Origin of the sequence: Vibrio sp. OPT20 (assembly GCF_963889365.1) — a bacterium.
GTDB lineage: Bacteria > Pseudomonadota > Gammaproteobacteria > Enterobacterales > Vibrionaceae > Vibrio > Vibrio splendidus.
On the sequence record NZ_CAWPOA010000050.1, the window covers coordinates 1 to 24,161 of the forward strand.

Sequence of the window (24,161 nt, forward strand, 5' to 3'; positions counted from 1 at the left end):
ATCCATAAAAAAATCCAAGTGCATTAAATACACTTGGATTTTGACAGCTCTGGAGGATCGTTCAACCGATCACTTTGGCTTTAACTGATCGGCATTACTCATGATGAGTCCTTTTTAGTTTCGCTGACTTTAACTTGGTCAGCCTAAGTGATCACTCGTATCTAAGTGCGGTATCTTGCCAAAGTTTTAGACAAAGAAACTGAAGCGTCTGTCAGTGTCGACACGCCATTTGAAGAGTTTTGAGCCACTTCTTTAATCACATCGGATTGACTGCGAATATCGTTAAGCTCAGCTGCGATGGTGTTCGCTACGTTGCTTTGCTCGTCCGCTGAGGTTGCAATCTGAATACTCATATCCATTAGCGCTTGAGCTGAGTCAGCAATCGAGTTTACATCGTCCCCAATGTTTGAAATCAGTTGGCTGCTAGTTTGCGCTTGATCGACCGTTTGCTCGGTGATCTTAGCGATATTTTGGCTTTCTTGCTGTAAGCGTTCAATCATCGCTTGGATTTCAACCGTAGCCGACTGAGTGCGACTTGCAAGCGTTCGTACTTCATCAGCAACAACAGCGAAACCACGGCCTTGTTCACCCGCACGAGCAGCTTCAATTGCGGCATTCAGAGCAAGTAAGTTAGTTTGCTCTGAAATAGCGTTGATCGTCGTGATCACTTCATTAATTTGGCTAGTGTTCACATTCAAGCTAGTAACAGAAGATGAGGTTTGCTCAATCAAAGAAGAAAGGGTGGTGATTTCTGAGATGGCTTGTTGAACTTTCGTATGGCTGTCGTTGATTTGCTGCGCGTCTTGTTCAGTTTGTTCTGTTGAGCGTGCAGAAATGTTAGAGACTTCATTGGCTGAAGCCGTCATCTGATCCATGGCAGTAGCAACAGAGTCTAGAGACGCATTCTGGCTCATAATTTGTGTTTCACTGCGCTTCATCTCTGCTTCGAAAGAAGCCGATGTTTCGCTTAGTGTCGCTGCACTGTGGTTTACGTTGTTGACTAGCTCACTAAGCGTGTCCATTGAACGGTCAAGTGCACAACCAATCGTACCGAACTCATCACGTCCTGGGTGGAAACCAAGGCGTGATGTTAAGTCGCCATCACCAATTTTTTGAGTAGTTGAGTAAAGCACCCACAATGCACCGCCTAGAAAAGTCGCCACCCAGTAACAGAAAAGACCAAAAGGCACACACCACAAAAAACTGAGTAATAAAGAGTACAGTGCTTGCTGCTTTTGATTCTGCGTATCGAGATTTGAAACGGTAAGAGAGTAGTAGTTACCATCTTGTGCAATGGCTGTTGCTGTAACTGCACCATTCTTCAATATGGTTGTTTCCTGAGGACGTGTTTGTTGGCTAACTGAACGAACGGAAGCTGGGGAATCTGACGCTGATAAGATGCCTTGTAATTGATATTCAACCTGCTGTTTTGCACTCGCGTCAATTTGTTCCATATTGTTGACGTAGTTGAGGCCAGCGAGGCTTGCCACAGCGGCAAAAAAGATCAAGAAAGTGACCCAAAACTTGTCGTTGATAGACATTTTAATAAACAGTTTATCTATCGTTCGAAATTGTACTTCTTTCATAAAAACTCCACGGTAAATCCTTTACCGTGGACTCTAAATAACCGACCTCAATAAAAATGTGATGCCAATCGACTAATTGTGAAAATTAATGATAACAACATATCGTTTATGAGACGTCTATCAAGTATTTTTGTTCTCTATGGGTTTATTAGCCCAGAGAAGGCAATAGCCCTACTGAAATAAGGATTTGAATCGCAATGATAAAAACGCCTACGCTGCCAACTAAAAACAGCGCTTTACTTCCACCTAACACTTGGTAAGTCGCTTCTGTGCCTTGAGGTTCTACAGAGAAATCCGTGTAACGAATCTTGTATACCATCACTGTCGGCAGCAAAATTGCGAGCACTGAAAGTGCTATGGCTGCGTAGCCCAGAGCTGTAATGAAACCCTGTGGGTAGAACAAGGCAAAACCTAATGGCGGTAAGAAAGTGATAGCGGCCGTTTTAACGCGTTTTGCACTGCCTAGTTTCTTGCTCAGTGAATCCCCCATGAATTCAAATAACCCCAAGCTCACACCAATAAAAGAAGTCAGCAGTGCAAGGTCTGCGAATACGCCAACGATAACGCTAAGGTTTGATTGATGAACGGTTTGTGACAATGAGACTAACAGTGCGCCCAAACTTGTATCCGACAAAAGCTGCTCTTGGCTGATCACACCTAGAGTCACACTCTGCCAGAAAACATAGATGACCAAAGGCAGTGCAGAGCCAATAATCATGACCTTACGTAGAGATCGAACGTCACCATCTAGGTATCGAACAATTGAAGGGATGCTGCCGTGGAAGCCAAAAGAGGTAAACACAACTGGGATCGCTGCAACAATCAGCCCTTGCTGTAAAGGCATGCTCATTAGGTATTGAGAGGTGATGTTCGGTGCTAGGAAGCTGAGTACCAGTACCATCGCAATCAGTTTAAGTCCAAATAAAATGCGGTTAACTTTATCAACACTGTGCGTACCAATCGTCACAACGCCAGCAACTAACAGTGTGAATAGAAGGGTTGTGATTTGGCCATTAAGCTCAATGCCTGAAATATCCGAGATACGTTGATTAAACTGCGCACCACCGCCTGCGATATAAGCTGAACACAGAGCGTAGAAAAGGAACATAACTGCAAAGCTAGCGATCCACTTACCTTTTGTCCCTAAAATTTTGTCAGCTAGCGTGTGTAGGGTTGCGTCAGAATCAGCGAATTGATGTAGTTCTACCATTAACAATGCAGTAAAGGCCATTAGGGCCCATAAGCCCAGCATTAGAAAAAGTGAGGTTGAAAAGCCAATACCTGCAGAAGCAAGTGGAAGAGCGAGCATGCCAGCACCAATAGTGGTGCCTGCAATGATCAAAGTACTACCAAAGACCTTTGATTTATTCATTGTATATAATTCTTTACGTTAGGGTGTGTTTTCATTGTAATTCTTCTAGCTTAAGCGCATAAACCCAAAGAATATCTCGATTTTTAAGTATTCTGATTGAGTTTAATTCCAAATGCAATGTCTAATGTAATTAAAAACATCCACTGTAAACTATATTTTACAACTGATAGATTGGAAGCACTCAAATGCCCGAAGCAAACGTTTGACCATGATCTGCTTCAAAATTTGTAGAGTTATTTGTTGTACTTGGTGTAAGGTGACAGTACATATGTCGTTCGCGTATACCCCTTTAGCGTAAACAAGCGCTAATGATCGCGAGTAGCTTCAAGCTATAAATATGGAATGGGTAGAGTAGAGTGCGTTCATCAAAGTGACATAATATAAGTCCAAGATGGTGCACTAGTTAATCGGACATCATGTCCGCATCAAGGAATAGAGGGGGCACTATGAGTGACCAATCTTTTAATGACGAAAGTCTTGAGTTGTTAGATGCCATGGAAATTGGCATTGATTTATCTGACTACGAGCAGGCGGTTAAACAATTAGCAGAAGAACTTTTTAAGTCTTCGAACTAGGTTTTACCTGAACTAAAGGTTTCTGTAGTTCAACGTTCTCAAATTAGACAATTCTTAAACTGAGCAAATCTCATTCGCTCACACGTCATAACAAAACTATCCTCATTAAAGTTCGCGAAGATAAACGAGTACGTTTACCATGTTACTTAGTTCTCGATACTTTAATGAGGTTCAATGAACTTTCTCGCACACCTCCACATCGCTCAACACTGTAAAAGTAACTTAGCTGGTAATCTGTTAGGTGACTTCGTTAAAGGCGACCCTAATAAACACTATTCAACCTCGCTTTCAGACGGAATAAGACTTCATCGATTCGTGGATAGTTACACAGACCACCACGATGTATCCCGATCGGCAAAATCGCTTTTTTTAGACCAAACGCGTCGCTTTGCACCTATTGCACTGGATGTATTCTGGGATCACTGCTTAGCCAATCATTGGACTCAGTTCTCGCAGCAGACGTTGGAGCATTTTTGTTTCGATAGTCATCAACAGATCTTTGAACATCAAGAGCCACACTGGCCTGAGAACTTCATTACGATTCATCAGAAGATGGCTGAACAACGTTGGCTGGAAAGCTATCAAGACATGTCTTCCATAGAGGTGGTATTGCAACGTATGGCGTTGAGAAGGCCCAAGTTAGGCATGCTCAAAAATTGTTACGACGACCTCGAACGTCACTATGATACGTTGCAGTGTCACTTTAATGAGCTGTATCCCAACGTTTTAGAAGAAGCGAAGCAGTTTAATGCACTTCAAATGAAGAAAAATCAAAAGGAAAGGTAAACAGCGTAATGCAGGTTTGCTACAATCCGCGCCTATTTAATCTTTGAGCATCATACTATGTCTGAATCTACCCGATCTTTTAACCAACTAGGATTGTCTGAGCAACTTCTTACAACGCTATCAGAGCTAAACTTTACGGCTCCGACTAGTGTTCAAGAACAAGCTATTCCATTGGTACTGGAAGGCAAAGATGTACTGGCTGGTGCGCAAACGGGTACCGGTAAAACCGCGGCATTTGGTTTGCCGATTATTCAAAGATTAATCGAGACTAAAGACAATGTTATTCCGAACCCTAAGCTCGTTCGTGCACTCGTGTTAGTGCCAACGCGTGAATTGGCACAACAGGTGTTTGATAACGTAACGAGTTATGCGAAAGGCACCGATATTAAAGTCGTGGTGGCTTACGGCGGCGTTAGCATGAAGGTTCAAACCGATAACCTACGCGGAGGCGCCGACATTCTTGTAGCGACGCCTGGTCGTCTTATTGACCATATGTTCACCAAGAACATTATGTTGAGCCAAACGGAAGTGCTGGTATTAGACGAAGCAGACCGCATGCTAGATATGGGCTTCATGCCTGACATCAAACGCATTCTTTCTCGCATGAACGACGTACGTCAGACGCTGTTCTTCTCTGCGACGTTCGACAATAAAATTAAAGCACTTGCACATCGAATGATGCAGTCACCAAGCGAAATTCAAGTTACGCCAAAAAACAGCACCGCTGACACCGTTACCCAGATGGTTTATCCGGTTGATAAATCGCGTAAAAGTGAACTATTGGCCTATTTGATTGGCTCAAAAAACTGGCAACAAGTGTTGGTGTTCACGAAAACTAAGCAGGGCACTGATGCTCTAGTTAAAGAGCTTAAGTTAGACGGCATCAAAGCGGCATCCATCAATGGTGATAAGAGCCAAGGTGCGCGCCAAAAAGCACTGGACGATTTCAAATCAGGCAAGGTGAGAGCGTTGATTGCAACAGACGTGGCAGCTCGTGGTATTGATATCCAGCAGCTAGAACAAGTTGTGAACTATGACATGCCATTTAAAGCTGAAGATTACGTTCACCGCATCGGACGTACTGGCCGTGCAGGTAATACCGGCTTAGCGATTTCTTTGATGAGTCAGGATGAAGCGTACCTATTGGGTGACATTGAACGCTTACTTGATACTCGCTTGCCTCAAGAGTGGCTAGAGGGCTTTGAACCAAGTCTAGAAAAAGATGTAGCCCCCGATCGCGGTGGTCGCAGTAAAAGTCGTTCATCAGAAAAACGTAAGATCAAAGCGAAGCTTAAGATTCACCAAAACCGCGGTAAAGCACGTCGCTAACAAGCTGGACAAAGCTCCAGTTTAAAGATCTATAGATATAAAAATGCGCCGTTACAGTTGGTTCTGTAACGGCGCATTTTTGTTTCAAGTAAATCTATTTACGACCAAGGAAGATAAAAACACTGGATTAATGATGTTCTTGATTACACTTCCATACACAGGGCACTTCATAAATTAGCTCTTCTAGGCTAGTTGGGTTTAGCACCCATTGGTCTTCGATTCTAAACTTGCTGACCATTTGTGAGTTGAATAGTTGCCAATGCTTAAGTAGGGCATCTTCGGGCGAGGTGACCATATCGCCTTCATTCCAAGTGCTCTCCATGAAGGGAGTTAGGCATACCGCTCCGTGCGCATACATGATCATTTGCCACTTAATCTCATAAATGTTGATCAAGTTCTCTGGATTCGCATCGTTATATTGTTCAGCTAACATGTTGATTTCTTTTTCGACATCGCCAACATTGTCGATAAAGTAATCGACCAAGTTGTCTTTTTGGCGAACAGAGTCAGTGATAAGTTGCATCGGTTTTCGTGAGTGAATCATGTTGCTAAAAAGGCGCATACTAAATAAATAGATAGTAATGTTTGGTGCGACGCCTTTTGGTAACTCTTCCACTATCTTAGCAATATAAGACTGAAAATAGGAGTGTAAACAATCGCTTATCGCATGCCAGATTTTTTCTTTGCTGCCAAAGTGGTGGCGAATAAGGCTATGCGATACACCTGCTTTCTCACTGATGTTACGAAGCGAAACGCTATCATAACCATGCTCACAGAACATATCCGCAGCAACACCCATGATCAAAAATCTCGTCTCTTCAGCGTCTTTTGCGCTTCTTCTGCCTTGTTTCTTTTCAGTCATCTTCATTTCACACATTTACCTGATTACCACATTCTACACTGTTTTTACTCAAATAAAAAATACTGCACAGGTGGAAAGTAAAGCTTGTGGATTACGGAATTTTGAATATACTGCCCACCTGTGTAATAAATCATAATAATTAAATGGAGAGACATCATGCAGTCCAATTTGTCTATCAATGCTATATCGAGCAAGCGCATGGGAGCTGTGATTGCAGCACTATTGCTCGCAGGCTCTTTGACCGGATGTAATAAGGTTCAGTCAGAAGAAACGGTTCAAGTTGTTAAGCCTGTAAAGCTGTTTGAGATTCCTTTGCAGACGGATATTGAGCTTGATAGCTTTATCGCAAAAGTGGATGCAACCGACCGTGCTGCGCTTTCCTTCCAAGTAGGAGGCGACATTGAAACCTTTGATGTTCGTATGGGACAAGAAGTGAAGAAAGGTCAGGTGCTCGCCGTATTAGATGCGACGGATTACCGTATTGCGGTTGATGCAGCACAAGCCAAATTTGATCTTGCGAATAGCCAATACAAACAAGCTTCTGAGTTGTACGCGAAAAAGTTAGTCAGTACCGATTACTACGACCAAGCCGTGAACACCTTTACTGCCGCTGACGTTGAGTTGGACCAAGCAAAAACAAACCTTGGCTACACCACCTTAGTTGCTCCATTCGATGGCGTGGTATCGATGGTGTTTGGAAAACAATATCAATTGATCGCAGAAAAGCAGCCTGTACTGAATATTTTGAATCACAGTGAAATGGACGTGACGTTTTCAATTCCAGTATCAAAGCTTGAAGACCGTTCTATTCAAGACCTAACGAGCTCAAACATGTGGGTTGTGATGGATAGCCACCGTGGTATTCGTATCCCGACTCGCTTTAAAGAAATCTCTACACAACCAGATGAAGACACCAACAGCTACCAAGCGGTTGTATCTATCGAAAAGCCGGAAGGCATCAATTTACTTTCTGGGATGACAGCGCAAGTTGAAGTTCAGAAGCATAAATCTGACTACGGTATTGGCATTGTTGATTCAGCTTGGTTAACCAAAGAAGCTGACCATGGTGAGCTATGGCGCTATAACCCTGACTCTCAATTGATTTCTAAAGTACAAGTCCTTCTTGATGAGCAAGGCAAGGTTATTGATGGATTGTCGTCTGGCGACCTTATCGTTGAAGCGGGTGTGGATGTGTTATCCGATGGACAGCAAGTAAAAGCTTGGTTACGTGAGGGCGGTATTTAATGAACCTTTCCAAATTATCAATTGTTGTCGCGTCGGCTATGTTGCTTCAAGCCTGTAACAGTGAAGCCGTACACCGTGAACAACCCCCTCTGCTAGTTTCTACCTTTGAAGTTGGCGCGCCGCTGACTGATCAATTCAGAAGTTTTAATGGTCAGGTAATGCCCGCTGAATTGACCCCCTTGGCATTTAAGCTCGCAGGCGAAATCCAACAAGTCTTGGTAGAAGCCGGTGACAACGTCGAAAAAGGCCAGTTACTTGCGACCTTAGACAACGCAACGTACCTCCAAGATCTTACTGATGCTAACTCTCAATTCAAACTGGCGAGCAAGCAGTTGGCCCGTGGTACGGAGATGTTTGGTAGCAAGATGTTGTCGCAGTCAGAGTTAGACCAACTAACGGCTAACTACAAGCTGGCATCAGCGAATTTGGCAGCTGCAGAACGCAAGCTAAGTTACACAGAGCTTTTAGCGCCATTCTCCGGGACCGTTTCTACCGTGGACAAGCAACGTTTCGAAAACACGACACCGGGTGAAACACTATTAAGCGTGTACCAGAACGATAAGGTGTATGTACGAATTCAAGTATCAGATTCGATCTTGGCATCGATCAGTCCAGACATGCGTTCAAATAGCTATCGTCCTGAGGCGACCTTTGGCGGTCACACAGGGCAATATCCACTGACGTATTTGGAGCACACCAGTGAATTGCACCCGCAATCGCGTACTTACGAATTTTGGATGCAGATGCAACAACCTAAAAACGAAATCCTGCCGGGCACCAGCGTTACGGTGAACGTGGATATGGCGAAAGCCGGCTTGAGCGATGTTCAAGGCTACCAATTACCAATGACAACTTTAGAAGCGGGTTCTGAAGCGAATCAGTTTTATGTGTGGAAAATGGAAGACGGACAAGCATTCAAAAGCGAAGTAGAAGTCGACAAGATCAGTGGCCAAGGCGCATTAATCGCTCACGGTGTTGAGCAAGGTGATCGACTCGTAAACTCGAATCTAAGAAAACTCCGTGACGGAATCAAATTGTCAGGAAAAGCAGAATGAACATCGCAGAATATTCAATAAAAAACAAAGTAATCAGCTGGTTATTTCTCGTCATATTGGCCATTGGTGGCGTGACGTCTTTTGGTAATCTATCCCGTTTGGAAGACCCAGCTTTTACTATTAAAGATGCCATGATTATTTCAACTTACCCTGGCGCTACGTCAATGGAAGTTGAAGAAGAGCTGACTTACCCGCTTGAAAAAGAGATAAGACAGCTGCCTTATATCGACAAGATTACCTCAACGTCGTCGAATGGTATGTCTCAAATTATGGTGAGCATGAAGATGGACTACGGTCCAGACGAGCTACCACAAATCTGGGATGAAATGCGTCGTAAGATCAACGACCTGCAGCCAACGCTGCCTAGTGGTGTTAACTCTGTTCAGATCATCGATGATTTTGGTGATGTGTTTGGCGTGATGATCATGTTGACGGGTGATGGATACGATTATGTCGAGCTCAAACAGTATGCTGATTATCTCACACGCGAAATCGAACTGGTTGAAGGCGTAGGCAAGGTAAGTATCGCAGGCGACCAACAAGAGCAATTGTTCGTTGAGATGTCACTTGAGCGTTTAGCGGCGCTGAATCTAGATATGTCGATGGTTACGTCACTGCTATCACAACAAAACAGTGTGGTATCAGCTGGTGAGGTAATGCTCAATGGCCAAAACCTAACCATCAAACCGAATGGCACTTTAAGTACGGTTGAAGAACTAGAAAACTTAATCATTCATGGCCGCGATACAGGTAACTTGATTCGTTTGAAAGATGTCGCTGAGGTAACTCGCGGTATCCAAGAAAAACCGGGCAATGTATTAACTTACAATGGCAAACCAGCAATTAACTTAGGTATTGCGTTCTCTTCAGGCGTAAACGTCGTTGAAATTGGTAACGCGCTTGATGCGGAACTTGATCGCTTAGAAAGCATTAAGCCAGCCGGTGTTGAGTTGAATTACTTCTACAACCAAGCGCAAGAAGTGGACAAGTCCGTTGCTGATTTCTTGATCAGCCTAGTGGAAGCGGTCGCAATTGTTATCATCGTACTTCTGTTCGCGATGGGCTTACGCAGTGGTTTGATCATTGGTTTGGTTCTGCTGCTGACTGTATTCGGTACGTTCATTCTGATGGACTACAACGATGTCGAACTGCACCGTATTTCACTTGGCGCATTGATCATCGCGCTTGGTATGCTGGTGGATAACGCAATTGTTGTCGTTGAAGGTATTCTGGTTGGCCTGAAAAAAGGTAAAACCAAGCTTCAAGCAGCGAAAGACATCGTGACACAAACACAATGGCCACTGTTAGGTGCGACCATTATCGCTATCACAGCGTTTGCACCGATTGGTTTGTCGAAAGATGCAACGGGCGAGTTCATGGGTTCGCTGTTCTGGGTACTGTGTTTCTCACTGTTTTTGAGTTGGGTAACAGCACTAACACTAACGCCATTCCTTGCCGAGATGCTGCTTAAAGAAGAAGACAAGGTTGATGAAAACGTAGACCCTTACAAAGGCATCTTGTTCGTTGTATTTGGTGCGTGCCTGAAAGTAGCTCTTCGATTTAGATGGCTTACCGTAGTCAGTATGGTTGCGCTATTAGCAGTTTCTGTGGTTGGTTTTGGTAAGGTGAAGCAGCAGTTCTTCCCGCCATCAAATACGCCAATGTTCTATGTCGACATGTGGATGCCGGAAGGCACTGATGTTCGTGAAACGATCAAGCAGACAGAAAAAGTCGAAAGCTACATTCGTCAACAAGATGACGTGGAGTTTGTGACAACAACGGTTGGGCAGGGTATGCAACGTTTTGCGCTGACATACCAACCAGAGAAAAGTTACGAAGCGTACAGTCAGCTGCAGGTACGAACGACTGACCGAGACACCATGTTTAAAGTCCTAGAAGGGCTAGACAAGGACTTGGCCAATAAATTTGAACAACCGATGTTCCAATTTAAACTGATTGAGTTTGGCCCGTCACCAGCTTCAAAAATCGAGGCTCGTATTAGTGGTGCCGACCCACAAATCTTGCGCAGTATTGCGGTTGAAGTAGAAGATATCTTGTTAGCGGACCCAGGCTCTCGAAATGTTCGTCACGACTGGCGTGAACGTACTAAAGAGTTAGTGCCACTGTTTAACGAATCAAAGGCTCGTCGTCTTGGTATTTCAAAGACGGATCTGTCCGAGACGTTACAAATGGCGTTTGGTGGCTACAACATCGGTTTACTGCGTGATGGTACTCATATGTTGCCTATTGTTGCACGTTTGCCTGAAGCAGAGCGTTTTGATTTTGAATCACTAAACAATGTGAAGATTTGGAGCCCATCGCTGCAAACCTACATCCCGGTTGAACAAGTGATTGATGGTGTAGAGCTTCAATGGTCTGAACCACTGATTCAACGTCGTGATAGAAAACGTACGCTAACCGTACTGGCTGATCACGATGTATTGGGTGATGAAACGCCGGCTAGCTTATTTGCTCGTGTGAAACCAAAGGTAGAAGCATTAGACCTGCCAGAAGGTTACAACATTAGCTGGGGTGGCGAGTACGAAAGTTCGAAAGATGCACAAGAATCTCTATTTGGTTCACTCCCAATGGGTTACTTGTTGATGTTTATCATCACCATGCTTTTGTTTAACTCGCTTCGTAAGCCACTTGTGATTTGGTTTACGGTACCACTTTCTATCATTGGTGTTTCGATTGGTCTGCTAGGGACTAATATGCCATTCAGCTTCACGGCGTTCCTTGGCCTACTGAGCCTAAGCGGCATGATTTTGAAAAACGGTATCGTCCTGCTTGACCAGATCAACACGGAACTCTCAACAGGTAAAGACCCATACCTAGCGGTTGTAGACAGCGCGATCAGTCGTGTACGACCAGTATCTATGGCAGCATTGACGACTATCTTGGGGATGATTCCCTTGGTATTCGATGCATTTTTCGGCTCAATGGCGATTACCATCATGGCAGGCTTAGGCTTTGCTACCGTACTAACGCTAATAGTAGTACCAGTGATGTTCGCTATTCTATATAGAATCAAACCGTCCACTGCGGGTTATTAGGGAATGATATAGAACAGATTCTTTTAAGCCAGCCCAGTCAATTTTGACTGGGCTTTTTTATGGGTGTGACTTGGCGATACAAGATCGTGCTAAGAGACTATAGCGTCAGCGAGCGTTGCGTTAAGAAAGAGGTAGGTATTAAAAAGCCGCTAACCAATGGTAAAGCGGCTTCCTGTAGAATAGAGAATAGAGAATAGAGAATAGAGAATAGAGGGTAGTTCTAGATTGCGAGGCGGAGATCTAATTCAATCGGCTTTGGCATCGCCAAGTGATAGCCTTGATACATATCGAAGCCTAAACTTTGCATTGCTGCGAGCTGTTGCTGGGTTTCTATCCCTTCGATTACTGTCTTCGCACCGATTTGAGTAGCAAGCTTTAGGGCCAACTCCATTTCACTTGTGTCGCCTTGTTCAAAATCCAACATCACAGAGCGATCTATCTTGATGATATGAGGATTAATATGGCGAACCCGCTGTTCTGTTGACGCTTGTGTTCCGAAATCATCAACAGCGATTTGAAAACCATTTTCTGCTAATGAATGGGCCGCGTCTTTCAAACGTTCTTCACTCTCTACATTAAGCTCGACCAACTCCATCACAATTTGTTCGCACGATAAGTTAAGCTCATGCAGGCGTTTAGCTAGCAAGCTGTCGCTCACTTTCTCTGCAGCAAATAGCTCGCCAACATTAGGAAGAACATTCAAGAATAGGTGTAAATGACGGATAGTCGACTGTGCGAAGTTGCGTATATGAATGGCTCGGCTCAGCCTCTCGACATTAATTTTGTCTGTGCATGAGGTTTCGTCGGAATGAAAGAAGTGATCAGGGCGAACAATGGCACCTTTGCTGTTCGAAATTCGAACTAAAGCCTCTACACCTATCTGAGTCATAGAAGAATCAAATATAGGTTGGTAGACACTTCTAAGTGTTAGGTCTTGATATTTCGCAATAAACTGCATATCGGCATCCACAGATATACAGCTAATAAATTCACTTCTGTCTGATAAAATCATAGTCGCTAATAAAGGTGTTTATTTAATGACGAGAATATACGTCACGGCTGTCACAATATTGACAGGTGTTACTAAATTGTCAATTAATAAAAATTCATTTGTAACGTCAATATTTAAATTAATATAACTAACGAAAAATCAGCATGATAAATGACATTAACCATTAAATTTACTTATCATTGACTGTGTTTGATAGCTTAAGTGAATCTAATGGCTGAGTAACGTCTCACATATTAATCCCAACCAATATAAGGCTAGAACGCTGATACACCAGAGAAAAGTAGGGTTAATGGCTTAAATTATGGGGGAGTGTCAAAGTTATAAAATAGATTGACTAAGCGAGTTACACAGAAATGATATCTATCTCTCAAAATCGAGACTGTGAGTCGATCGGCTATTAATAATTAAAACAGGAAGTTCGAATAATTAATGAACAGGGAATGAGTTATCTTTTATAAAATACTGGGATGAAGGTCTAACAATTTACTTTCAATATTGAATGAAAAAGTTGACCCGTATTATCACTGCCATTGAAGTACCGCATAAAGTTGCAGATATTTACGTACTAATTGATGATTTCCTGACCGTTTTAACGGGTGGCCAAATTTAATAAAACAGGGGCTAATTTTAAAGTTAATATTCAAATCAGCGGCAAATTGAGACTCGCTCTCTCTTAGGGTGATGCCTTGCTGGCTGTATTCAGTTATCTCGTCTGGGAGTTCTCCCATCCACCAATGCAATAGTTCACCGCTGTTTTTACTTCGGGTTATCCAATGGTCGGAGACAATGATCAAAACGTCATTGGGTTGGATTGCAAATCCATACTCTGATTGCCAGTTATGAATGTCCAACATCAACTTTCTACGACAAGTTTTCCCCGCGCTCACCATGTGGTGGCTGATCATCCAAACTGTTCCTATTTCAGAGGAGATTCGGAAGTGTCGAGGGGTTTCACCAGAAGAAAGCATTTCGAGCGGGCTGATGTTGCTTGCATGATTAAAGCTAACGAAGGTGTGCTCCATTCGTCGAGCAAAAGCTTTTCCTATATGGTGCTCACTGATCCCTTGATTGTGTACCGTAGGGTAGTGGCGTTCACAAAGCTTTAGGCAATCGTCTTGAAACTGGTTGACGCTTTTAATCACGAGATCTAATAACAATGAAGTCCCTTATACACAGTTACTATCTTATTGATGGGCAATAGTACGGTAATTGCAGTGCCATTACCTATCGTCAAAGTGCCAGTTCATGATCCCTCTATCAAAATTAGCCATTGCAGAGCGTTTTTATGGATAGCACTGGCGCTCTACGGGTCTGTAATCTAAATTATGAGAAATAATAGTGAGTTAGCAGGCTCATGGTTACTTAGTGAAGTTATCGATAGTTAACCTAATCTTAGTCAGCTAATCACAATTGTTCTACTTACTCTTTATTTGGACACATTCATGACCATTCAATTAGATTCGAAACAAAAGTCTGAGCTCACTCATACATTACAAAAGTACCTGCAAGATGAACTCGATGTAGATCTTGGTCAGTTCGACACGGAATTTTTGGTCGACTTCATTAGCAAAAAGTTTGGTGCGGTGTATTACAACAAGGGAATAGAAGATGCTCAGAAAGTCATGGAACGAAAAATGTTAGATATCTCAGATGAGCTCTATGAAATTGAACAAATCGTTGAAATATAGACCCAGCAAGCTATTGTTCGACAAAGAAATTTGTCAATAAAGCAACTTGTTCAAAAATTTTGAATAACTTGTTTAATTTGAAATGATGTAACTAATGTAAAGCTTGGTAAATAATATGTTACACAAACTTAGTGTAGGGTACGCTTTTCAAAATCACACGACTCGTTAACATTCGGAACAGATGTATGGACAACAACGTTAAAAATTACAATCCCTTAGCAAGAGCAATGCATTGGATTTCAGCACTCGCAATATTTGGCTTATTTGGTGTAGGCCTATGGATGGTTGATCTTTCATACTACAGCGAGTGGTACAAAACAGCGCCAGACTACCACCGTTCGGTAGGCATTCTTTTGGCTACAGTTACTGTTCTCCGTTTGCTTTGGAAACTCGTTACGGCGTCACCTAAGGTGGAAGGCAAAAGCTATGAAGTTGCAGCCGCTAAGATAGCGCACGGCTTCATGTACATTAACCTAGCGGTTTTATTTATTTCAGGTTATTTGATTTCAACATCAGATGGCCGTGGGATCGACGTATTTAATTGGTTCACTGTTCCAAGTATGGGTGAGCTATTTGAAAACCAATCGGATCTCGCAGGAACAATTCACTACTATGCTGCATGGGTACTGATCATTATGGCATCAGTGCACGCCTTAGCGGCGATAAAACACCACGTTATCGACAAAGACGATACGCTACGAAAAATGATAGGAGCTTCAAAATGAAAAAGTCAATTATCGCTACAGGATTAGCACTTGCTATGGCAATGCCTTTCGCTGCGAACGCCGCTGATTACGTGATTGATACAAAAGGTGCGCATGCTTCAGTTAACTTTAAAGTTAGCCACCTAGGTTACAGCTTTATCCAAGGTCGTTTTAACACGTTCTCAGGTGATTTCTCATTTGATGAAAGCAACGTTGAAGCGTCTAAAATAAACGTAACGGTTGATACTACAAGTCTTGACTCAAACCACGCAGAACGTGATAAGCACATCCGTAGCGGTGATTTCATCGATGCAAGCAAGTTTTCTGATGCTACATTCAACAGCACGAAAGTGGTTGATAAAGGTGACGGCAAACTTGAAGTAATGGGTGACCTTAAACTTCATGGCGTAACTAAGCCTATCGTTATCGAAGCTGAATTCATTGGTGCTGGTCAAGACCCATGGGGCGGTGAGCGTGCTGGTTTCGTTGGTACAACTCGTCTAGAGCTTGCTGACTTCAACATTCCAGTAATGGGCGCTTCAAGCTATGTAGATATGGATCTACACGTTGAAGGCGTAAAGAAATAATCTAGCTTTCTAGTTTTCTACCTCTCTGACAGGTATCAACATTTTTTAGAAACATCAAAAGTTTGGTCGATACTAACAAGGTCAGCAGTTAGCTAGTTGGCAATAGGGAAAGTAGCAAAACCGCTAGAAATAGAGAAAGGCGCAAAGTGTTCACTTTGCGCCTTTTTTATTGAGGTAAATGGCCACGCGTTTAGGTCTGTTTTGTGTCAAACCTTTTACTGCGTCTTAAGCCACCATTTACTTCTGCCAGTCAACGTTGCCATGACTGAGTTATCTAATTGAACTACTAATCCCTAATAGTTCAACTTACGATTAGTTAAGCCGTTTCTAGTTCAGCTTGAGGAACCACGTTTAGTCGGTCACCGTAGATTGGACGTAGTGCTTGCATCACTTCAATGCGAGTTAATACACCGACCATTACGCCATTTTCTAACACTGGCAGCATATGTGGTTGGCTTACTTTCATCGCTTTTGCACGCTCTTCTAGAGAAAGAGAAGTCAGGCGAGTTGCGAAGCCCATGCTTGTAGTCGGGTACAGTTGTTCTTTGTCGATGCATAGGAACTCAGCAACGTCGACTAACTTGTCGTTTGCATCGATAGCCACAACGTCACGGCTCATTAGGTCTACGACTTTCTGACCTTTTGTCGGGATGTAATCTTGGCACCAAAGGTCAACCATTACGTCGTGAACAGAGAAGATACCCACTAGACGACCTTCAACATCGCAAACAGGAGCGCTAACAAGTTGAGCGTCTAGAAGGGAGTCAATCGCGACTGATGTAGGCATTTCTACGCTCAGTGTAATTGGTTGAGTGTTCATGATTTGCTTGATAGTCGTTGCTGTGTTCATAGTGATTTCCTTAACTGACGTAATTTCTGTTGTTTGTGTAATTGCTGTAATTTTTGCTGCTTTCAGCTGCGGGCGACGGTAAATGCTCCAATTGGCTAAGCCGACCAATACTGAACCACCTACAATGTTGCCGATTGTCACTGGTATTAAGTTTGCGGTGACAAATTTCATGATGTTTAAGTCTGCGTACTGAGCAGGCGTAGCTCCGATTTGCATCCAAAAACTCTCTGGTGCGAATGTTTGAATCGTGATGCCTAGTGGAACCATGAACATATTCGCCACACAGTGTTCAAAGCCTGAGCTAACGAACATTGCAACAGGTAATACGGTCATCATTGCTTTGGTCATAGCGTTCGCAGAGCTGAACGTTAACCAAATCGCTAAACACACCAATAAGTTACAAAGCACACCCAAAGCAAAAGCTTGAACAGGGCTGTGGTGTAGCTTGTGTTGAGCAATGTTCAGAGCGTTTAAGCCCCATTGCCCGCCATCCAGTTGATATAAGCCTGCTGCGCTTACCAAAGCCAATAGGAACATGGCACCGATGAAGTTACCGACGTAGACCTTGCCCCAGATAGACAGCATCTTAGTGAAGGTGATTTGCTTGTTAGCCCATGAAATGCTTGATAACACTGAACTGGTAAACAGCTCGCCACCGCAAATCACAATCAGGATTAACCCCATACTGAATGCAAGACCGCCGGCTAAACGACTCAATCCCCATCCAGCATCAGCGCTACCCGTGGTCACCGTGATGTAGAATAAAAAAGCAAGCCCGATGAATGCGCCAGCCATGATTGCCAAACTCAATGTCATGCTGCTGGTTTTATTTGCTTTGCTTAATGCAAACTTCTCGGCTTCCGCCATCATTTCTGTTGGCGAGAACAGTTGCTGATTTTCAGAAGTGCTGGTTGCCATATCCCCCCCTTGAACAATCCGTCATGTGTAATTCCTAGTGTTAATGACTTGGTTAATCCGTAATGGTTAATCAGTAATGTTTTGCAGGGCTCGTTTGTGTCCTGCCATTCCAGATTAGGGGGTTGAGGGGTAGAGGTAAAATTGATAATTTTTAGAAACCACATCAAAATTATTGATATAGATTTGGTTACGCGTAGAATGAAATTAATTGCTCATCGGCTTAACAAAAAACGAGCAGCAGGACATAAGTTATTAAAAGAATTAAGGATGAATTTTGCGTTATTCATTAAAGCAACTCGCGGTATTTGATGCAGTGGCGGATTCCGGGAGTGTTAGTCAGGCAGCAGACAAGTTGGCGTTGACTCAGTCAGCGACAAGTATGTCTCTTGCACAGTTGGAAAAAATGCTCGGCAGGCCTTTGTTTGAAAGGCAGGGCAAGCAAATGGCCCTGACTCATTGGGGTATGTGGCTAAGGCCTAAAGCGAAGCGTTTACTGCAAGATGCGCAGCAAATTGAGATGGGTTTTTATGAGCAGCATTTACTAAGTGGAGAGCTCAAACTCGGTGCGAGCCAAACACCAGCGGAACACCTTGTTCCTGACCTCATCAGTATTATTGATAACGACTTTCCTGAGATGCGAATCTCGCTCGGCGTGCAAAGTACCGATGCGGTTATTGATGGCGTATTAGATTATCAATATGACTTGGGTGTTATCGAAGGTCGTTGTGATGACAACCGAGTTCACCAAGAAGTGTGGTGTACGGACCATTTAACGGTGGTTGCATCGGCTCATCACCCGTTTGCGAAGCGTGAACGAGTAAGCTTGGCGCAATTAGAACAAGCAAAATGGGTATTACGCGAACATGGTTCGGGTACTCGCAAAGTTTTTGATAGCTCTATTCACCATTTAATTGGCGATCTCGATGTTTGGCGAGAGTATGAACACGTTCCTGTTTTAAGAAGTTTGGTTGCAAACGGCCCATATTTAACGTGTTTACCTTATCTCGATGTCGAACAGTTTGTTGAGTCTGGCCAACTGGTCACGTTAAATGTCCCTGAGCTTGAAATGGAAAGAACTTTGTCCTTTATTTGGCGTGCAGATATGTCTGAGAACCCACTTGCTGAGTGTATTAAGCGAGAAGGTAAGCGCATGATGAAAGGCAAACCATCGGTTCTGTAAGGTAGATTTGATAAAAGGCGAGGGGCTGTTGACCTTTCGTGGTCAAGTTTTGTTCGAGGTAAAATCGTTTTAGGCGCGGCGAAGAGTATGTAGCCTAGTCATTCTAAGCAAATATTCTTCAACAAAGCATAAAGCGATTTTAGCCGAACCCTTCGGGCAGCCCTTGTGGTTCATTTCTACTGCGTTATCGGCTTTTCATGTAGGCTAGCTACACGTCAAAGCCTCTGTCTTGTATAAATTTCCCACAAAGGCTGCAAAATCGACCTCGAAAGGCCAATAGCCCCTGATAACTAATTGTGTTGAATAAGCGATTCCGATCTCTATCTGGTGATAAATGCATGTTCGCATACATTATTAATGTGATCGAGATCGGCTAAAAAAGGGCGATCTTCCCATAATATGCTTACTTGATTTTAAGTGAGGCTAAATCCGGTTGCGATGAATTACGTAATTAGGCTTTAGAAATAGTATGAGTACATTAGTCGCGATTTCATTAACAACAGGTATTTTGTCAGGTCTATGGGGATGGATTGCTATCTCTTTCGGCTTATTGTCATGGGCAGGTTTCTTAGGTTGCACCAGTTATTTTGCTTCGCCAACAGGCGGCGTTAAAGGACTAGCCGGTAGCTTATTGACTAACATGACAGGCGTATTCTGGGCAATGGTGATTATCGAAAGCTCAACCTTCGCAGGGTTAGAGATTTTAGGCTACATGATTACCGCTATTGTGGCTTTCTTTATGTGTATCCAAGCGAAACAAGCGTGGCTAGGTTATATCCCAGGAACCTTCATTGGTTGTTGTGCGACGTTTGCTGCAGGTGGCGATTGGCAACTTGTAGTACCATCTTTACTGCTTGGTGGTGTATTTGGATACTTGATGAAAGCAACGGGGCTATGGCTTCACGAGAAATCGACTCAATCTTCGGAAGTGGTTGAACAACACACTAAGCAAGCTAAGGCTTAATTCGTTAACCTAACCTTAATTCGTTAACCTAACCTCAGTTTAGTCACTGTAAACTCTTGCAAGATAACCCCCAATTAATTTGTATATCGATTTATACAGGCACGCCACTTGGTGTGCCTTTTTTGGTTTTGGTTAAGCCAATCAGTTTAAAAAATCATCTGCAGAAGAACCAATAGCATCTATCAATTAATTAAAGCGCTTAGGTGTTCCCGTTTGCCATGGTGATGACACGTTTTAGCGTCCACCTTAATAACAAGGGAATACAGTCTTGTCCTTGATTCTCACAATGAGACACGATCGCTAAAGCCAGATCTGGTTTTGCGTGTTTCTTAAGAACTTTAGCCACGACTTTTTTCGCTGGGATAGGGTGATCGTAAGGAATCTTAACCATGTCTCTGAAAAAATTCTCAAACCCATTCATATACAAGTAGTGTTCTATGTCTCTGTCAGGAAGCTCTGTGAGGCGATGTCGCTCTTGAGCGTTCCCAAGTTTAGATAGCACTGTTGCCGCATATTTTTTGCCTGCTGCATCACCATCGGTGACGACATGCCAATCGATGCCAAATTCTTGCGCGACTTTAATTAATGCCTTTAGTCCTGATTGAGCGAACTCAATAATCTGAACGCCTTCAGCAGCAAGGTTATACCCACATTGGTTGGCTAACTCGTTAAACAACCAGACTTCAGTCTCACCTTCTACTAATAACCAACAGCGAGCATACAGAGCACCTGAACGATGGAAACGAATATGAAAACCAATTCGACGAAGCTCATCTTTGCTAAAGTGGTTCATGTTGAGTTGGTTAGCGATGGTTTTATCGGACTGGCGCACCAAACGACGAATCGATTGAAGTGGTACAGCAGCAAGTAGATCGCCACTGTTGGTGGTAAGGATTTTTTGCATGGGTAACTTCTGCATCAAGCTCCAAGCCCTTGCTAGGTGCGTTGGGTGCAGTCGACCCTCTGGATCTTCAAGGATCAAAAGAGGGCGCGCACATCGTCTTAAGTCTGTCGGCCCTTTGGCCTGTAGATAAGCGTTAAGTAAGCCCATGAATAACAGCCGAGTTTGTTTATTCTTGGTCTCCTCGACCAATTGATGAATGCTCTTGTCGTTCGCTCCAGCTGAGTACAGTAGCCCGTCACGCGGTTTTCTCGGATTCTTACGTGAGACACTCTTAAATGAGAAGTAGTGTTCTATTAAGCTTTGCATTGACTCAAGGCTACTGCGCATTTCACCTTTATTAACATGTCCGGGTATCGCCATAAGACGGCGGCAGGTGTTGTCGATGCGTTTTTCTATTCTTGCCTGACGGCCATTGCCATTGCCATTGCTGGCGTTTCCATTCGTGCCATGACCATTGGTTGTGTGATTATGTCCGTTCCCATGCCCGTTATTTGGATTGTTGTTCCCATTTCCGTTTGCATTGTTGGCGTGACCGTTATTAGCGTGAACATTAGTCGGCAGGCGAGCATTGTGGTTGAGTGAATTTCCGTTGAAAGGGCGATCAAAGTGCCTAGCGTCTCGTAAACGGATCACAGGATGTAAGGTCATTAATTCTTGAGCGAGCTTTTCTGAGTGATGGAGTTTGAGCGGATTACCGTCTAAACCTAAGAATGCGTAGTTTGTGGTCGTTTCATATTGTTCTAATGTGGCACTGATTCGATAATAGATACGATAGACGCCAAATTCGTCTTGAACCCATATAGGTTTAAGCTTGCGATAACGACCAGCGTTGAGTTCGCTCTTGTCATTGGCTTTTAATGCGAGAACAATTTGAAGATGTTGAGACTGTGGATGTGAAACCGAGTAATCGACATGAAAATCAGTCATTTCGAAGTGATATGGCACACCGTCTGAGGGCAGAACGACGGAAAGGGCATCCAATAATGAAGACTTACCCCAGGTATTTTCACCAATAAGCGTGGTTAGCTCGTCAAACGCGAGTGACATGCGCTTGATACCTCGAAAGCCAGAAATCTCGATTCTTTCTAGTTGCATAGGCTTACTCCTAACGGAAGGCTCTGCTAATTGTTTGAAAGCTAACAGATATCTTTAATCATAATCGAAAAATACCAATCCGGTATGCTTACCTGTCACAAAACCCGTTGTTTATTTATACGGTTCAAAATGGGATTTTTGATCTATCTCGAGAATTTTTTTGCAGTGCAGTTTCATAAAATTCACGATTCTGTCATGATTCTCGACCTAGTATGAAGGGACAAAGAGAGAAGAAAATATGACTAAAAAGAATAAGCCGACAAAAATAGTGTTGGCACACATCAACGACACCCACTCATACTTTGAACCAACCTCGTTACAGCTATCACTTAAAATGAACAACCACATCATTGAACCTTATGTCAGTACTGGTGGCTTTGCTCGAATTTCAACACGCTTTAAACAAATAGAACAAGATGCCCAGCGTCAGAAGGTTGGAACCCTGTTCCTGCATGCTGGTGACTGCTTCCAGGGCACTTTGTACTTTTCTTTATTCAAGGGAAAAGCCAACGCCGATTTGTTGAATGCCCTTAATATAGATGCCATGACGCTCGGCAATCACGAGCTAGACATGGGTAATGAGCCCGTTGCGATTTTCGCTAAAAGAATCAAATTCCCACTGTTGGCCGGTAACTGGAATCTATCGAATGAGGATATCAATAAAACTCATACCTTAGCGGACAACGAAATTGTTAAGCCTTATCTGACTGAAACGCGAAGTGCTTCTTTTATAACGAAAGAGTTTGATGGCGAGAAGGTTGCAATATTTGGCTTAAGCATCGACAAGATGGCAGGCATTGCTAACCCAGATATCGATACACCGTTTGAAAATGCTTTGGAAACAGCAAAAGCGACCATTGAGCAAATTCATCAAGCAGGCATCAATAAGATTGTTTTACTTAGTCATCTTGGTTACGAGGCTGATTTAGAGTTAGCAGACAACGTAACAGGTATTGGCGTCATCGTTGGTGGTCATAGTCATCGCTTACAAGGTGATTTCTCTGATATCGGCTTAGTTAAAGATGATGAATACGGTGTAAAAATTGGCGATACCTATGTTGTGCAAGCGGGTTTCCACGCCATGAGCCTAGGACACTGCGAAATCGAGTTCGATGCAGAAGGCAAAGTGACTCACTTCAACGGTAAGAACGAACTGCTGTTAGGCCGTCGACTGTTTATAGATGCAAAGCTAAGTGAAGTCGGGCAAGACGACGCTCATGATATGGCGTGTGAGTTTTTAAACAATCACCCCAATATTGCAGTGTGTAAGAAAGATCCTGAGCTGCAGAGCATTCTGACGGATAAATACCAGCCGCGAGTTCGAAAGCTTCAGCAACAAGTGATTGCTCATGCCGATACAAAACTGCGCCACATACGCATCCCGGACGAGAAAGGCCCGAGCCAACTAGCGCCCTTGGTTGCTCAATCATTTCACTACCTAATGAACAAAAAAGGGCATCAGGTTGAATTTGCCATTCACAACGCAGGTGGTGTTAGAAATTCACTGAATAGCGGCGATGTCTCTGTTGCCGATATTGCCGGAAAACTACTACCGTTTGCCGTACCCATTGGTGTGTATGAAGTAAAAGGTGAAACGATCGCAGGCATGCTTGAAGGTGCAATCAACAATGCATTGGATAATGGCGTTGTAGGGACAGGTTCAGGCAGCTTTCCTTATACGCATAACCTGAGGTTTTGTTACCACAAAGAAGCGCCTTTAGGGCACAGGATTCACCATCTAGAAATCCACTCTGATGAATCGGGTTGGCAGACTGTTTCTCGCAACCGTATTTACCGAGGCGCGTCGTCAGCCTATACCATGAAAGGAAAAGAGGGCTATAACGCCGTCTTGGATATGATAGGTGATGGCATGGTCACGACCGACTCAATGGCAGACTGTTTCATCGAGTTTCTACAAGACCACCCAGAGTCACTGCAATACAACGAGCCGTTGAATTGTTTGGAGTGTTTTAGATAGTCACAGGTAATACTTGTGATTGGTGTTATTAGTTTCGTCTATTTATAAATTTGGCATTGTTTATGCTTTATTCCTGCAGGTCGCCTTCTTGTGGAGATAAGCATGGATAAGAAAGATTGGTTAGATGCGGTAGCAGTGGTTGGTTGGGTATCGGTTTGGTCCGCGTTAGTGTACTTGGTACCCGCTGCAGGTTTATAACGTAGCGTGCCTTTAAGTTAACTGTAAGACAAAGCGCGTACAAGACTCATTCGTTATTTGTATTATTGAGTAACGGTATTAGGGGTTAACCCTCTCAGTAGTATTCTCAGAATCAATACGAATGTCGTTTTGACAAGCCTATAGAAATAAATGAGGAGCGTTTTGCTCCTTTTTTATTTATTTCCGAAAATTTTTCTAGACGAAACAAAGATAGAGG

19 protein-coding genes are annotated in these 24,161 nt (G+C 43.3%); 12 read left to right on the forward strand and 7 right to left on the reverse strand.

The window, feature by feature from the left end:
* Positions 1-161: 161 nt before the first annotated feature.
* On the reverse strand, positions 162-1,586 hold the full coding sequence (locus tag AACR09_RS09690; protein WP_193834824.1) for a methyl-accepting chemotaxis protein: 1,425 nt from the start codon (positions 1,584-1,586) through the stop codon (positions 162-164).
* A gap of 148 nt (positions 1,587-1,734) precedes the next feature.
* Positions 1,735-2,958: an aromatic amino acid transport family protein gene (locus tag AACR09_RS09695; RefSeq protein WP_193834827.1), complete on the reverse strand. Its 1,224-nt coding sequence runs from the start codon at positions 2,956-2,958 to the stop codon at positions 1,735-1,737.
* A 446-nt stretch (positions 2,959-3,404) separates the two neighbouring features.
* On the opposite strand from AACR09_RS09695, the gene AACR09_RS09700 reads away from it, so the two are divergent.
* The 3 genes from AACR09_RS09700 to AACR09_RS09710 all read left to right on the forward strand — a co-directional run bounded on the left by AACR09_RS09700 (position 3,405) and on the right by AACR09_RS09710 (position 5,648).
* Positions 3,405-3,533 carry a hypothetical protein gene (locus tag AACR09_RS09700; protein ID WP_004730901.1) on the forward strand — a complete coding sequence of 43 codons (129 nt, stop codon included), beginning with the start codon at positions 3,405-3,407 and terminating at the stop codon, positions 3,531-3,533.
* A gap of 174 nt (positions 3,534-3,707) precedes the next feature.
* Complete coding sequence (locus AACR09_RS09705) at positions 3,708-4,319, forward strand: acyl carrier protein phosphodiesterase (RefSeq protein ID WP_193834829.1); 612 nt, start codon at positions 3,708-3,710, stop codon at positions 4,317-4,319.
* Positions 4,320-4,376: 57 nt separating this feature from the next.
* Positions 4,377-5,648, forward strand: a complete 1,272-nt coding sequence (locus AACR09_RS09710; protein WP_017079186.1) for a DEAD/DEAH box helicase — start codon at positions 4,377-4,379, stop codon at positions 5,646-5,648.
* Between the two features lie 127 nt (positions 5,649-5,775).
* Here the strand turns inward: AACR09_RS09710 and AACR09_RS09715 are convergent, their stop codons facing one another.
* Positions 5,776-6,516 (reverse strand): TetR/AcrR family transcriptional regulator, encoded by a 741-nt coding sequence (locus AACR09_RS09715; RefSeq protein WP_108194802.1) that lies wholly within the window; start codon positions 6,514-6,516, stop codon positions 5,776-5,778.
* 150 nt (positions 6,517-6,666) lie between these two features.
* Between AACR09_RS09715 and AACR09_RS09720 the strand changes: the two genes are divergently transcribed.
* The 3 genes from AACR09_RS09720 to AACR09_RS09730 are packed head-to-tail and all read left to right on the forward strand — an operon-like array spanning position 6,667 to position 11,866.
* Positions 6,667-7,755 (forward strand): efflux RND transporter periplasmic adaptor subunit, encoded by a 1,089-nt coding sequence (locus tag AACR09_RS09720; RefSeq protein ID WP_076645376.1) that lies wholly within the window; start codon positions 6,667-6,669, stop codon positions 7,753-7,755.
* Positions 7,755-8,810, forward strand: coding sequence for an efflux RND transporter periplasmic adaptor subunit (locus AACR09_RS09725; protein WP_065206083.1), 1,056 nt, complete (start codon positions 7,755-7,757; stop codon positions 8,808-8,810). The genes AACR09_RS09720 and AACR09_RS09725 overlap by 1 nt, the downstream gene beginning before the upstream one ends.
* Entirely contained in the window at positions 8,807-11,866 is a 3,060-nt protein-coding gene (locus tag AACR09_RS09730) for an efflux RND transporter permease subunit (protein ID WP_193834831.1), read from the forward strand. Before AACR09_RS09725 ends, AACR09_RS09730 begins: the two co-directional genes overlap by 4 nt.
* Positions 11,867-12,086: 220 nt before the next feature.
* Here AACR09_RS09730 and AACR09_RS09735 read toward each other — a convergent pair whose 3' ends face one another.
* Positions 12,087-12,824, reverse strand: a complete 738-nt coding sequence (locus AACR09_RS09735; protein WP_193834833.1) for an EAL domain-containing protein — start codon at positions 12,822-12,824, stop codon at positions 12,087-12,089.
* Positions 12,825-13,399: 575 nt separating this feature from the next.
* Positions 13,400-14,035, reverse strand: a complete 636-nt coding sequence (locus tag AACR09_RS09740) for a hypothetical protein (RefSeq protein WP_017081124.1) — start codon at positions 14,033-14,035, stop codon at positions 13,400-13,402.
* Between the two features lie 285 nt (positions 14,036-14,320).
* Between AACR09_RS09740 and AACR09_RS09745 the strand changes: the two genes are divergently transcribed.
* The 3 genes from AACR09_RS09745 (at position 14,321) to AACR09_RS09755 (ending at position 15,857) form a co-directional block, all read left to right on the forward strand.
* Positions 14,321-14,566 carry a DUF2164 domain-containing protein gene (locus tag AACR09_RS09745; protein ID WP_004730892.1) on the forward strand — a complete coding sequence of 82 codons (246 nt, stop codon included), beginning with the start codon at positions 14,321-14,323 and terminating at the stop codon, positions 14,564-14,566.
* Positions 14,567-14,751: 185 nt separating this feature from the next.
* Positions 14,752-15,291, forward strand: a complete 540-nt coding sequence (locus AACR09_RS09750; protein ID WP_004730891.1) for a cytochrome b — start codon at positions 14,752-14,754, stop codon at positions 15,289-15,291.
* Positions 15,288-15,857 (forward strand): YceI family protein, encoded by a 570-nt coding sequence (locus tag AACR09_RS09755; protein ID WP_004730890.1) that lies wholly within the window; start codon positions 15,288-15,290, stop codon positions 15,855-15,857. The genes AACR09_RS09750 and AACR09_RS09755 overlap by 4 nt, the downstream gene beginning before the upstream one ends.
* A gap of 316 nt (positions 15,858-16,173) precedes the next feature.
* Here the strand turns inward: AACR09_RS09755 and focA are convergent, their stop codons facing one another.
* A complete protein-coding gene (gene focA, locus AACR09_RS09760) occupies positions 16,174-17,625 on the reverse strand; it encodes a formate transporter FocA (protein WP_004730889.1) in 1,452 nt (483 codons plus the stop codon).
* Between the two features lie 274 nt (positions 17,626-17,899).
* Between focA and AACR09_RS09765 the strand changes: the two genes are divergently transcribed.
* Complete coding sequence (locus AACR09_RS09765; RefSeq protein ID WP_017064628.1) at positions 17,900-18,805, forward strand: LysR substrate-binding domain-containing protein; 906 nt, start codon at positions 17,900-17,902, stop codon at positions 18,803-18,805.
* Between the two features lie 469 nt (positions 18,806-19,274).
* Complete coding sequence (locus AACR09_RS09770) at positions 19,275-19,769, forward strand: DUF1097 domain-containing protein (RefSeq protein ID WP_017079195.1); 495 nt, start codon at positions 19,275-19,277, stop codon at positions 19,767-19,769.
* Positions 19,770-19,968: 199 nt separating this feature from the next.
* Here AACR09_RS09770 and AACR09_RS09775 read toward each other — a convergent pair whose 3' ends face one another.
* A complete protein-coding gene (locus AACR09_RS09775) occupies positions 19,969-21,768 on the reverse strand; it encodes an ATP-dependent endonuclease (protein WP_193834835.1) in 1,800 nt (599 codons plus the stop codon).
* Positions 21,769-22,006: 238 nt separating this feature from the next.
* Here AACR09_RS09775 and AACR09_RS09780 point away from each other — a divergent pair, with 238 nt between their 5' ends.
* A complete protein-coding gene (locus AACR09_RS09780) occupies positions 22,007-23,746 on the forward strand; it encodes a bifunctional metallophosphatase/5'-nucleotidase (RefSeq protein ID WP_193834837.1) in 1,740 nt (579 codons plus the stop codon).
* The last annotated feature ends 415 nt before the right edge of the window (positions 23,747-24,161 follow it).